The 12,156-nt window shown below is 55.1% G+C and carries 14 protein-coding genes; 12 read left to right on the top strand and 2 right to left on the bottom strand.

Annotation, left to right across the window (positions count from 1 at the left end; translation table 11 throughout):
- The first annotated feature begins 98 nt into the window (after window positions 1-98).
- A complete protein-coding gene (locus OQ371_RS01165) occupies window positions 99-356 on the top strand; it encodes an AbrB/MazE/SpoVT family DNA-binding domain-containing protein (RefSeq protein WP_265991806.1) in 258 nt (85 codons plus the stop codon).
- Window positions 344-673 (top strand): type II toxin-antitoxin system PemK/MazF family toxin, encoded by a 330-nt coding sequence (locus OQ371_RS01170; protein ID WP_265991808.1) that lies wholly within the window; start codon window positions 344-346, stop codon window positions 671-673. The genes OQ371_RS01165 and OQ371_RS01170 overlap by 13 nt, the downstream gene beginning before the upstream one ends.
- Before the next feature lie 12 nt (window positions 674-685).
- Here OQ371_RS01170 and OQ371_RS01175 read toward each other — a convergent pair whose 3' ends face one another.
- Window positions 686-1,435 carry an acyl-CoA desaturase gene (locus OQ371_RS01175; RefSeq protein WP_265991810.1) on the bottom strand — a complete coding sequence of 250 codons (750 nt, stop codon included), beginning with the start codon at window positions 1,433-1,435 and terminating at the stop codon, window positions 686-688.
- Between the two features lie 185 nt (window positions 1,436-1,620).
- Here OQ371_RS01175 and ccoS point away from each other — a divergent pair, with 185 nt between their 5' ends.
- The 9 genes from ccoS to OQ371_RS01220 all read left to right on the top strand — a co-directional run bounded on the left by ccoS (window position 1,621) and on the right by OQ371_RS01220 (window position 9,491).
- The gene (gene ccoS / locus OQ371_RS01180) at window positions 1,621-1,788 is read left to right on the top strand and encodes a cbb3-type cytochrome oxidase assembly protein CcoS (protein ID WP_265991812.1); all 168 of its coding nucleotides are present in this window, start codon (window positions 1,621-1,623) and stop codon (window positions 1,786-1,788) included.
- A 15-nt stretch (window positions 1,789-1,803) separates the two neighbouring features.
- The gene (gene ccoN / locus OQ371_RS01185; RefSeq protein ID WP_265991814.1) at window positions 1,804-4,002 is read left to right on the top strand and encodes a cytochrome-c oxidase, cbb3-type subunit I; all 2,199 of its coding nucleotides are present in this window, start codon (window positions 1,804-1,806) and stop codon (window positions 4,000-4,002) included.
- A gap of 77 nt (window positions 4,003-4,079) precedes the next feature.
- Window positions 4,080-4,250, top strand: coding sequence for a hypothetical protein (locus OQ371_RS01190; RefSeq protein WP_265991816.1), 171 nt, complete (start codon window positions 4,080-4,082; stop codon window positions 4,248-4,250).
- A 12-nt stretch (window positions 4,251-4,262) separates the two neighbouring features.
- Window positions 4,263-5,105, top strand: coding sequence for a cbb3-type cytochrome c oxidase N-terminal domain-containing protein (locus OQ371_RS01195; protein ID WP_265991818.1), 843 nt, complete (start codon window positions 4,263-4,265; stop codon window positions 5,103-5,105).
- A 4-nt stretch (window positions 5,106-5,109) separates the two neighbouring features.
- Complete coding sequence (locus OQ371_RS01200; RefSeq protein ID WP_265991820.1) at window positions 5,110-6,612, top strand: 4Fe-4S dicluster domain-containing protein; 1,503 nt, start codon at window positions 5,110-5,112, stop codon at window positions 6,610-6,612.
- Window positions 6,613-6,708: 96 nt separating this feature from the next.
- Window positions 6,709-7,134: a FixH family protein gene (locus tag OQ371_RS01205; protein ID WP_265991822.1), complete on the top strand. Its 426-nt coding sequence runs from the start codon at window positions 6,709-6,711 to the stop codon at window positions 7,132-7,134.
- A 2-nt stretch (window positions 7,135-7,136) separates the two neighbouring features.
- Entirely contained in the window at window positions 7,137-7,853 is a 717-nt protein-coding gene (locus OQ371_RS01210) for a sulfite exporter TauE/SafE family protein (protein WP_265991824.1), read from the top strand.
- A gap of 43 nt (window positions 7,854-7,896) precedes the next feature.
- Window positions 7,897-8,349 carry a GNAT family N-acetyltransferase gene (locus OQ371_RS01215; RefSeq protein ID WP_265991826.1) on the top strand — a complete coding sequence of 151 codons (453 nt, stop codon included), beginning with the start codon at window positions 7,897-7,899 and terminating at the stop codon, window positions 8,347-8,349.
- A gap of 242 nt (window positions 8,350-8,591) precedes the next feature.
- A complete protein-coding gene (locus tag OQ371_RS01220; protein ID WP_265991827.1) occupies window positions 8,592-9,491 on the top strand; it encodes a bestrophin family protein in 900 nt (299 codons plus the stop codon).
- A 6-nt stretch (window positions 9,492-9,497) separates the two neighbouring features.
- Here OQ371_RS01220 and OQ371_RS01225 read toward each other — a convergent pair whose 3' ends face one another.
- Complete coding sequence (locus OQ371_RS01225) at window positions 9,498-11,450, bottom strand: alpha amylase C-terminal domain-containing protein (protein WP_265991829.1); 1,953 nt, start codon at window positions 11,448-11,450, stop codon at window positions 9,498-9,500.
- 204 nt (window positions 11,451-11,654) lie between these two features.
- Here OQ371_RS01225 and OQ371_RS01230 point away from each other — a divergent pair, with 204 nt between their 5' ends.
- Window positions 11,655-11,795: a hypothetical protein gene (locus tag OQ371_RS01230; RefSeq protein ID WP_265991831.1), complete on the top strand. Its 141-nt coding sequence runs from the start codon at window positions 11,655-11,657 to the stop codon at window positions 11,793-11,795.
- Window positions 11,796-12,156: the final 361 nt, after the last annotated feature.

Below are 12,156 nucleotides of genomic sequence, written 5' to 3' on the forward strand. Positions count from 1 at the left end.
TAAAATATCGATAAGCCGTTTACCCGGAATCTGTTTACTAGCGAACAAATCGTCATAAAATTGTTATACCTTTGTTATAACAAGACAACATAAACAGTATGGTGCAGACGATTCGTAAATTTGGTAATTCGCAGGGTATTCTTCTTCCCCGCACCGTTCTGCAACAGGCTGGTATCGAGGGAGCCGTCGATATTGAAATAGCCGAAGGCGCGTTAATTCTACGGGCGGTTAAAAGGCACCCCCGAGATGGCTGGGAAGCCGCCTTCGACGAAGCAATCCAGTCCGGTGACCAACCCGATGGCGACTTGTTTGAGGGTACTTCCAACCAGTTCGACCAAACGGAATGGACATGGTAATTGGTCGATTTGAGGTCTGGCTGGTTTCACTTGACCCAACCCAGGGCAGCGAAATTGCCAAAACGCGGCCCTGTCTGGTCGTCTCGCCCAACACAATCAATCAACGGCTCAATACGGTTATGGTGTCCCCAATGACCAGCACGCAGAAACGGTATCCTACCCGGGTCAATTGCCATTTCGCCGGGCAGGATGGACAGGTGGCGCTGGACCAGACCCGTTCGGTAGATAAATCAAGGCTCGTCAAACGGATTGGGAATCTGGATGATGCAACCTGTCACCAAGTGTGTCAAGTGTTGGTGGCCATCTTCACCTATTGAAATTTACGCTTCTCACATATACGCTTCGTCGCGCCCGAAGCGCAGCCTGATCACGCCCACTTTATTGAGCAGCAGCAGCAGCGGATAAGCCGGGTCAAACTCGTGCCAGCGAAAACCGCCGAAGTTGGGCCGACCGCCGAATTTGTGGTGGTTGTTGTGGTAGGATTCCCCCATCATCAGAAAATCGAACGGCAGCAGGTTCTTGGCCGTATCAGCTACTTTGAAGTTCGTATAGCCATACAGGTGAGCGCACCAGTTGATGATCGCGCCGTGCACCGGCCCCATCAGGTAATGCACCGGCAACAGCAGAAACAGCCAGGGCGAGGTAGCAAACTGAATATAAAATAAGGTATAAGCCGTTCCCCAGGCCAGCCGCACCAGCCAGCGATCCCCAAACCGTTCCATCCACTGCCAGTTAGGAACGCCTTTTTTGAACTTCGCCGGAATGCTGTCGCGATTATTCAGAATGTCGTTGTAAAACTGCCGGGTCTTCCACATCATATCCATCATGTTGTCGGAATACTTCGGCGAGTGCGGGTCGGCCTCCGTATCAGCGTAGGCGTGGTGCAGCCGGTGCATGATGCCGTAGGCGCGCGGACTCAGAAACGACGAGCCCTGACCGATGAACGTCAGCACGTAAAAAACCTTTTCCCAGCCTTTGCTCATGGTAAACATCTGGTGGGCAGCATAGCGGTGGAGAAAAAGGGTCTGCATCAGCACCGACAGGTACCAATGGCCAAGAAAGAAAGCGAGAATGATCATGGAAAATTGGATTTGGCGTCAAAACTACCCCCTCTTGCTGAGCACGTTACTAACGCTTGTCAGCCCGGCGGATGAGTTTTGTCATAGCCTTCTGATTTCTGCATTCTGTCAGCTAACCGACTGACTAAGCTCATAGGTCTCCCCCCGGAATACCGGCAATTTTGGGCCAGCAAACGCTTACGGCTATGAATATTATCTTCTTTATGATTGGCATTAGTCTGCTGCTGGCTCTGGGCTTTTTCGGCGCTTTTCTGTGGGCCATGCGCAGCGGTCAGCAAGACGATTTGTATACGCCCTCGATGCGGATTCTGCTCGAAGACAGCGAACCAACGACCACCGATACACCTGCATAATCCTTTGTTACCACTATGAATGTCGCGCAAAAACCACCTACCACCACCCCGCCCCAGCGCATCTGGCCAAAGCCCGACGCCATCCCGGTCGTCGAGCATTTTGAGTACGACAACCGCATTGTCCGCAACTTCGCCATTGCCACCATCATCTGGGGCGTGGTCGGTATGCTGGTCGGTGTGCTGGTTGCCAGCCAGTTGTTCGCTCCGTCGGCCAACCTCGGCAACCAGTATACCACCTTCGGCCGGATTCGGCCCCTGCACACCAACGCCGTCATTTTCGCTTTTGTCGGCAACGCCATTTTTATGGGCGTTTATTACTCGCTGCAACGGCTTTGCAAAGCCCGAATGTTCAGCGACTGGCTGAGCAAGATCCACTTCTGGGGCTGGCAGGCCATTATTGTGGCAGCTGCCATTACGCTGCCGCTCGGCCTGACAACCTCCCACGAATACGCCGAACTCGAGTGGCCCATCGATATTGCCATTACGCTGATCTGGGTGGTATTCGGGATTAATATGTTTGGTACGATCATCAAACGCCGGGAGCGTCACCTGTACGTGGCCATCTGGTTTTACATCGCCACGTTCGTGACGGTCGCCGTGCTGCACATCGTCAACTCGTACCAGATGCCGGTCAGTCTGTTCAAAAGTTATTACGTCTACGCCGGGGTGCAGGATGCGCTCGTGCAGTGGTGGTACGGCCACAATGCCGTGGCGTTCTTCCTGACTACGCCGTTCCTGGGGCTGATGTACTACTTTTTGCCCAAGATGGCCAACCGCCCGGTGTACTCCTACCGCTTGTCGATTCTGCACTTCTGGGCCCTGATTTTCATCTACATCTGGGCCGGTCCGCACCACCTTTTGTATTCGTCGCTGCCCGACTGGGCACAGTCGCTCGGCGTGGTATTTTCCATCATGCTCATTGCCCCATCGTGGGGCGGGATGATCAACGGTCTGCTGACCCTGCGCGGGGCCTGGGATAAAGTCCGGGAAGATACCATCCTGAAGTTCATGGTGGTGGGTGTGACGGCCTACGGGATGGCGACGTTCGAGGGACCGTTGCTGTCGCTCAAAAACGTGAACGCCATCGGACACTTCACCGACTGGGTCGTGGCCCACGTCCACGTCGGCGCCCTGGGCTGGAACGGTTTTCTGACCTTTGCCGTCCTCTACTGGCTGATTCCGCGCATCTACCGCACCCCGCTGTATTCGCAGAAACTGCTGAAAACGCACTTCTGGCTCGGCACGCTGGGCATCCTGTTCTACGCCATTCCGATGTACATTTCGGGGTTCACGCAGGGCATGATGTGGAAGGAATTTACGCCCGAAGGCGTCCTGAAATACCCGAATTTCCTGGAAACCACGATACAACTGCTGCCCATGCACCAGATGCGGGCGCTGGGTGGCGCGTTCTACCTGCTCGGCGCAATTTTGATGGGCTATAACCTTTTCAAAACGATGGCTGCCGGGAAACTGGTTGCCAACGAAGCCGCCGAAGCTCCGGCCCTGGCAAAAACCTACGCGCCGACGGGCCACGATACCTACTGGCACCGCTGGTTCGAACGCAAACCCATTCCGCTGCTGCTCGGCTCGCTCGTGGTCATTCTGATTGGTTCGCTGGTGGAATTGATGCCGACGTTCATGGTAGAATCCAACGTGCCGACGATTGCCGCCGTGCAGCCGTACACACCGCTGGAAGTGCAGGGCCGCGATCTTTACATCCGCGAAGGGTGCGTGGGGTGCCACAGCCAGATGGTCCGGCCGTTCCGCAGCGAAACCGAGCGCTACGGCGACTACTCCAAAGCGGGCGAATTCGTCTACGACCACCCGTTCCTGTGGGGCAGCAAACGTACCGGTCCGGATCTGCACCGCGAAGGGGGCAAGTATCCCGACTCCTGGCACTACCACCACATGCGCGAACCCGAGTCGATGTCACCCGGTTCCATCATGCCGCCTTACCCGTGGTTGCTGGAGCAGAAACTCGACATTTCGACCACAACCGCCAAGCTGAAGGCGCTGGAAAAAGTCGGTGTCCCCTACGACGATGCCACGATCAGTTCCGCCAACGAAGACCTGCAGAAGCAGGCGCAGGAGGTCAGCGAGCGGCTGGCGAAAGACGGCATCAAGGTCAACCCCGACCGCGAAATCGTCGCCCTGATTGCCTACCTGCAGCGGCTCGGTACGGATATCAAGCACATGGAAACCGCAACCAAATGAGTTAAGAATGATGAGTTAAGAGTTGCTGACATACTGCGGCTTAACTCATCATTCTTAACTCTTAACTCTCAAAAGCTATGTTCAAGCAATTCATATCCAAAATTCCCGGCGCGGACCTCTACATGGTTGGCTCGTTTGTCACCTTCCTCGCCTTTTTCCTACTGGTTGGGCTTTATCTGGTGCTGGTTGACAAAAAATACGTCCGCCAGATGAGCCAGATGCCGCTCGATGAATCGACCACCGATTAACCGTCATTTCCCATGCATTCGATCCTCTTATTGACCAATGGGCTGCTGGCCCAGGCCCCCACCGCTACCTCCATTTGGAACATCACGTCGGGCGAAGAATTGTTTCTGCTCACGCTGGCGATGGTGTTGCTGGCGGGCCTGATTGCGGTGCTGGCGGTGGCGCTGAATCTGGCGTTCATTCTCAAAAAAGCACTGGAGCCCGAGGCAGCTGCCAAACCCGTCGACACCCGCACCACCTGGCAGCGCATCCTGGGTTTGCGCCCGCTGAGTCAGGAGAAAGACCTGGTGATGGAACACGCCTACGACGGCATTACCGAGCTGGATAACCCGACTCCGCCCTGGTTCATGGGGCTGTTTTACGGTTCCATTGGGGTAGCGGTAATCTACCTCCTCGTTTTTCACGTCATCGGCACGGGCAACATCATGGAGCAGGAATATACCCAGGAAATGACCATTGCTACCCAACAGCGCGAAGAATACATCAAGCGGGTGGCGGGGTCCATCAACGAAAATACCGTAACGCAATTAAAAGACGGCCAGGGCATCGCGGAGGGCAAGTCCATCTTTGCGCAGAACTGCGTCGCCTGCCACGGTGCCAACGCCGAGGGCAAAGTCGGCCCGAACCTGACCGACGCCTACTGGCTGCACGGCGGTGATGTTAAAGCGATTTTCCACGTCATCAACGAGGGTGTTCCCGAAAAAGGAATGCTTTCCTGGAAGAAACAACTGAATCCGCTGCAGGTCCAGCAAGTCGCCAGTTACATCCTGTCGCTGCAGGGCTCCAACCCCGCCGGGGCCAAAGAACCGCAGGGCGAGAAAGTGGCGGCCACCGAAGCCGTGGCCTTAAACGACTAGTACTATGGAATCGACCATCGCCAAAATGGAAACCTTTCGTGACCAGCTCCCCACCGCCGACGCTTCGGGCGGTCGGCGGTGGCTCTACCCGCGCAGCACCTCGGGACGGTTTACGCGCTGGCGGACCTTCGTGGCGGTGGTTTTACTGGCGGCCCTCTTTGCCGGACCGTTTGTGTGGGTCGATGGGCATCCGCTGTTTCTGTTCAACGTACTCGAACGGCGGTTTATCTTCTTCGGCGTCCTGTTCTGGCCGCAGGATTTTTACCTGGTTGCCATCGGTCTGCTCACTTTTATCGTATTCATCGCTCTGTTCACCGTCGTTTACGGGCGTGTGTGGTGCGGCTGGGCCTGTCCGCAAACCATTTTTATGGAGATGGTTTTCCGGAAAATCGAAGGCTGGATTGAAGGTGATCACAACGCCCGCAAGCGACTCGACGCTGGACCGTGGACGACCGAGAAAATAGCTAAAAAGGGCTTGAAACACGGCGTCTTTTTCCTGATTTCGTTTGCCATCAGCAACACCTTTCTGGCTTACCTGATCGGCCGCGACCAGTGGCTGACGCTCATCACCGACAATCCATCCCAACACCTGGGTGGGCTGACCGCTATGCTGGTTTTCACGGGCGTTTTCTACCTCGTTTTTGCCTGGCTACGCGAAATCGTCTGCACGACCATCTGCCCCTACGGACGGCTTCAAGGCGTATTGCTCGACAAAAACTCCCTGCTCGTCGCCTACGATTACATCCGGGGCGAACCGAGGGGAAAAAAAGTGAAGACCGGGCCGTCGGGCGGTGAAGAATTAAAAGTTAAAAGTTGGCTGACGCATTCTAGAAAAGCGGAGCCAACCGCCGAGCAGCCAATTCTTCACTCTTCACTCAAACCTCATCATTCCAAACGCGGTGATTGCGTGGATTGCAAACTCTGCGTGCAGGTTTGTCCGATGGGCATCGACATCCGCAACGGGACGCAGTTGGAGTGCATCAACTGTACGCTCTGCATCGATGCCTGCGACGATGTCATGGACAAGATTGACCGACCGCGGGGTTTGATTCGGCTGGATTCGCAGGCTGGCATTGAAGAAGGCAAGCCGTTTCGGTTCTCAGGCCGTATTATGGCCTATAGTGGGGTCCTGCTGGCGTTGCTGGGCCTGATCGGGTTTCTGCTGGTCAGTCGGCCGGTGATGGATGTAACCGTGCTGCGGGCGCCGGGTCAGTTGTTTCAGCGCGAATCGGATGGCACCGTTTCAAATCTCTATCTGGTCGAAATTATCAACAAAACGTATCGGCCGCTGCCGGTTCAGTTGCGGGTCCAGCAGCCCGGGGCCAACCTGCATTTTATTCAGCCGATCGCGTCGGTTCCGGCCGGAGAGCTGATCAAAGGAAGCTTTTTTATTCAATTGCCGGAAAAGTCCATCCATCGGAACAGCACGCCACTCCGCATTGACGTACTGGCAGGTGATGAAATCGTTGATCAGATCGAAACCACCTTTTTAGGACCAGTAAAATAATGAGTGAATGTTAGAATGAGTAAATCACACTGCTGGTTTTCGATCATTTCTTTTATTCTATCATTCAGTCATTTTAACATTCTATCATTGAATACTATGAACTGGGGCAAAGTTATTATACTCGTTTACATCGTGTTTGCCGGATTCATCGGCAGCATGGTTTACCTGATGTGCCGCCAGCGCGTCGATCTGGTACGCGACGATTATTACCAGACCGAACTGGCGTATCAGCAGCAGATCAATCGGATTGCCCGCACGGCGCAGTTGGTGCAGTCGCCCGCGGTTCGTTTTGACGCCGGGCAGCAACAACTCCACATCACCCGAGCCGATCAGACGCTAACGAATGGCAAACTGACCTTCTACCGCCCTTCCGACCGCCGGCAGGACCGGCTTGTTCAGTTGCAGTCGGGACAAAAAACCGTTTCGACCGCCAACCTCGCCAAGGGTTTCTGGCGGGTTCAACTGAACTGGTCCGAGAACGGGCAGGAATTTTACAGCGAAGACGCCCTAACCATTCCGTAACCATGTCATCGGTCTGGATCATCGCGGCCCTGACGACGGGTTTAGTCGGTAGCCTGCACTGCGTTGGCATGTGCGGACCGCTGGCGATGGCCTTGCCCGTCGGGCGGCTTCCGCGTTCGCAGCGGGTGCTGGCGGTGGGTCTGTACCACCTGAGCCGCGTGACGGCGTATGCGGGTCTGGGCACACTGGCGGGCACGCTCGGGCAGGGCTTGCTGCTGGCGGGATTTCAGCGATCCGTCTCCGTGGCCGCTGGCCTTTTTCTGGTGCTCTGGACGGTGTTCCGCCGGGGAAAATTTGCGGGTTTAACCACCGGCCGCACTGCGCAGTGGATTACCCGACCCATGAGCCGGTTTCTGCAAAGCCCCACGCTACAGGCGTTTGCCGGACTGGGGTTGCTGAACGGTTTATTGCCCTGCGGTTTTGTGTACGTGGCCCTGACCGGAGCCGTTACCACCGGCAGCGCGGTAAACGGAGCCGCCTACATGGGTTTATTCGGGCTGGGAACGGTTCCGGCGTTGATGCTGGTACGGTTTATTCCAAACCTCTTCCCGACCTCCTTCCGGCATCGGTTTACGGCTTTCATGCCGGTTCTGACGGTGGCGCTGGGGCTGTTGCTGCTCGCTCGGGGTGTTTATCCATCGACCCGGACCGACCGGGCTGGTCAGGAAGTTCCGATTTGTCACGGCGGGCGAACGGAAGTACATCCGAAAACACCCTAACGATTTATCGGGTACCTTGCGGTTGTCATCACACTCCAACAACGTGGACTACTTGATTACCCGCGCGAAGCCCGACCAGCTACCGAACCACCTCCTGTTGCTGGGCGACGAAAACCAGCAACTCATTGACATGTATCGCCCCCGTAGTCTGGCTTATCAGTTAACCCTTGCTGATCAGATTGTGGGCATTTGTTTGCTGCAGGTAAACGGGCCAGCTGGAGAAATCATGAACATTGCCGTTGAACCGGCTCACCAGGGCCAAGGATTGGGCAAAAGCCTGTTGCAGCACGTCATTGAGGACGCCCGCCAGCAGGGTTTGGTGCGGTTGGTCATCAAAACCGGAAACTCCGGCATTGGGCAAATTGCCTTGTATCAGCGGCAAGGTTTTGAGCTTACTGATGTGCACTACAATTATTTTCTACAACATTATCCGGACCCGATTTGGGAAAACGGCATTCAATGCAAACACCAGCTTATTTTCGAGCTATCCCTATAATAGGTAACTGAAAATCAGAGAATTCTTAATCAGCCGTTTATTTCCGAAAAAAATTTCTGTTTTTCATAAACATTTTGATTCCGGCGCAAGTTTTATAGTCAAGTAAATCGTTGATAACCGGGGGTACTGTGAAAGGACCTGATTGTAAAATTAACCGTTTATTAAGCGATCAAGAAAGCCAGGTGACTTGAAACGTCGTCTGGCTTTTACTTTTGGTAGAGAGTCTATCCATCCAAAACCGTATGCTGCTTGAAAAACCGATTCCGTTTACCTTTTTAATTCGCCGGATTCGCCGGGAGGTTTTACTCATCCTCTTATTTGCCAATATCGTCGTTCTGGCCAAGCACTTCTTTCACCTGCGGTACATGAACATCCCGATTGCGATTCCAACGCTGCTGGGCACCTGCATTTCGCTGCTGCTCGCGTTTCGGACCAACCAGGCGTATGAACGCTGGTGGGAAGCGCGCACCGTTTGGGGAGCCATCGTCAACGACAGCCGCAGTTTCATCCGGCTCATTCAGATGTACCTGCCCGATTTGCCCGACCGCCAGAACATTATTCATTCGTTTATGCTGCGGCAATGTGCCTGGTGTTTTGTGCTGGGCGACTCGCTGCGCGAACAGAGCGTGGAGGATCGCTTACGCGAATTTCTGCCCCCCGAAACGGTTAAGCGCATCCTGTCGTTCGATAACAAACCGAATGGCCTGCTGCTCGATCATGGCTTAGCCGTTCAGCAACTTTACCGGGACGGCCACCTGACCGATTACCAAATGGTGCATATCAGCACAACCCTCAACAATCTGACGGATTCAATGGGGCGCTGCGAACGGATCAAAAGCACGCCGTTTCCCCGCACCTATACGTTCAACATGCACGTGTTTATCTATCTTTTTGCGGCCATTCTGCCATTTTGTTTCGATGAAGATCTTTTCTACCTCGATGTGCCGCTGGTGACGCTGATTTCCAGCGGGTTTCTGCTCATTGAGAAAAGCGCGCTCCAGCTTCAGAATCCGTTCGAAACCAAAGAAACCGATACGGCCATGACGACAATTGCCCGCAACATTGAAATAAACCTCAAAACCATGACGGGTTATTCGCCAATCCCGGAAAAAATAAAGCCGTACGAATTTTACGCGCTATAATCCCGGCTAGCTTTCGGGAATCAGCACCAGAAAACCGTTGGCGGGCATGGTTATAACGGCCGAATTCAGAAAGCCGTGGGCCGGGCTTTTTTCAGCCCAGACCTGCCCTCCGTTGCCCACCGTCTGCGGATTCGGAAACCCGTTTTCGTAAGCATCGCTGTTAAAAACTTCGCGCCATTGCCCGGGCTCCGGTAAACCAATGCGGTAATTATAATAAGGTATGTTGGCCAGACTGGCCACCACCACAACGTCCTGCCCCGCGCCGGGAATCCAGCGGTGCATAACCAGCACCCGATTACCGTCGTGGCTGTGGCTGACCCGCAGTCCGTCGCTGCGTAGGCCGGGCAATTGCCGTCGTAACTGAATTAGATCCTGGCAGAAGCGGAGGTGATCGAGCATAGCCGGATCGCCCGCATCCAGCCCCGCCCAGAACAGCCGAAGTTCGGGTTTCCATTCCAGGTTGTCAGACCACTGTTTGTCTTCCAGAAACTCCTGCCCCATAAACAGCATGGGAATGCCCGGAGCTACCAGGCTCAAGCCCGTAGCCACCCGGCTCCGCCGACGGCCCGTCAGCGACCGAGGGTTGGCCGGATCGCTCAAGCGGGCAATACGTTGTTCGCGGGAGTTATCGCCGTCACGCAGGACCAGGTCGTGGTTTTCCGGTCCCTGCACAAACTGATACGAGAACTGAAAGCCGGTAGGCCAGAGACTGTCGCCCAGGGCTGTCATCGGCAGCGGACCGTTGCTGCCAGTGCTGGCCTGGCTAATCACCCGCCGGATGGCAATCCGCAGGCCGTCGGTGAGGGTGGTATCAAATCCGGCCCCGCCCTCTGCTGTAGGCTTCACGACCGACGGATTAACGCCCCAGTACTCGGCGTGATGGAGCGCTCCGGGCCGGTGAAGGTGCAACGTGTCGGTCAACTCCTGGCAAAACGGCCAGCCGTGGGGCCTGCCGTCGTGATCAATCACGCTAACCTGATCGTAGCGTAACCCGTCGATGCGGTATTCATCCAGCAGAAATTTGGCGTTCTCTACCAGAAATTCCCGGACCGGGGCTTTTCCAAAATCGAAAACCTGGCCCCCGGCGTGCCCGATTTCGGTGAAATAAAGCGAATTGCGGTATTGGGGCGGACTGTCGTCCTGCCCCGGCTGGCGGTCGAAGAAGTAAATGCTTTCGTCGCCAAAACCGCCCCCGGCATGGTTATAAACCACATCCAGCATCACGGCGATGCCGTATAAATGACTCAGGTCGACCAGGGCCTTCAACTGATTCATTTCGCCCCGCAGATCATTTTCGTGATAGATCGGCTGACCCTGATCGGTCAGAAGCTGATTAATGCTGGAAAGGTACCCGGCCAGGTGCGCGTCTTCAATGGCAAAATTCGTCTCGGGCGAAAAGTAATCCGTCCCGTTGTAGCCCAAGCTAAAGGTAGACTGAAACTCCTGAATGGGCAACAGTTGCAAAGCCGTTACGCCCAGCGCCGACAGATACGGCAACTTAAGCGCCACATCCAGAAACGTCCCTCCTTTTCGGCGGGTTTCCCAATTGGGCGTATCGAATACCCCCACGTGAAGCTGGTAGATGATCCAGTCGGAAAATGCGGGAGTTTTGAACAGGGTGGGATGCCAGGGAAAATCGGACTGGCGGATGACGCAATCGCTGGGGTACGGACTGGCGAGTTCACGCGCAAATGGGTCGCGTTTCCAGCCTTTGCTGCCCAGGCCCTCCACCCAGAATTTATACCGGTGCCCGTTGCGAACACCCGGAATAAACCCGCGCCAGTAGCCCCGTTCATCAACGGTTAGCAGGCTGTCGTCTTCGTGCTGAAAATTATTAAAATCGCCACAGGCGTGAACGGCCAGGGCACGGGGTGCCCAAACCCGAAACGTAGCCCCCGAACCAATCAGGTGGGCGCCCAGGGGTGTTTGTTCGGTGATGAATTCCAGTGAAGCAGGCATTGTAGTCGGCGTGGTCGAGCGGATGCAATGGAAAACGATTTTAGTGACAAATGACCGGCCGACAAAATACCTAAAAACGGTATTTATCCATCGGCAGGCTGCGCGACCGGACGCTAAAAACTCCTACTTAGAATCCCCGATGACCAGTAATTTACCTTTCCGCAGGCGTTGCTTTTTCTGCCTGACACCGTAACGGCCCAGCCAATGTTTGCTTTCTCTCCGTCGCTTTTGCTACACACCGAACGCCTTGCCGGCCTGGCTATGCTGCTGATCAACAAAATGGCCGTAATTTTCCAGGCTCAAACCCGTTTAGACTCCAACGACTTCCGGCCGCTCGACCGGTAGATTGTCCAGCTCATGGACAGCACCAGCGTTCCAGAGTTTTCGCTGGCCCTCAATTATGTGTAGCCAAGAATATGGCCTGACCAAAGCCGATTCGACTCAACGGGTTACGGCAAGCCGGTTTTTGCCTATGCCGTCCTGCAACTGGTGGAAGAAAATGTGCTGGATCTGAATAAGCCGTTGTACCAAACCTGCCCTATCCGGACGTGGCTGATGATGAGCGCTATAAATTTAGTACGGCCTGGATGGTTCTACGTCACCGCACCGGCATTTCAGATTGGCGTAATACCGACCCTCTCGGCAACTATCCAGGATTGTGCCCCGGGGGGGATTTGGCGACTCGGGTGCAGGGTTCGTGTAGCTG

Origin of the sequence: Larkinella insperata (genome assembly GCF_026248825.1) — a bacterium.
GTDB lineage: Bacteria > Bacteroidota > Bacteroidia > Cytophagales > Spirosomataceae > Larkinella > Larkinella insperata.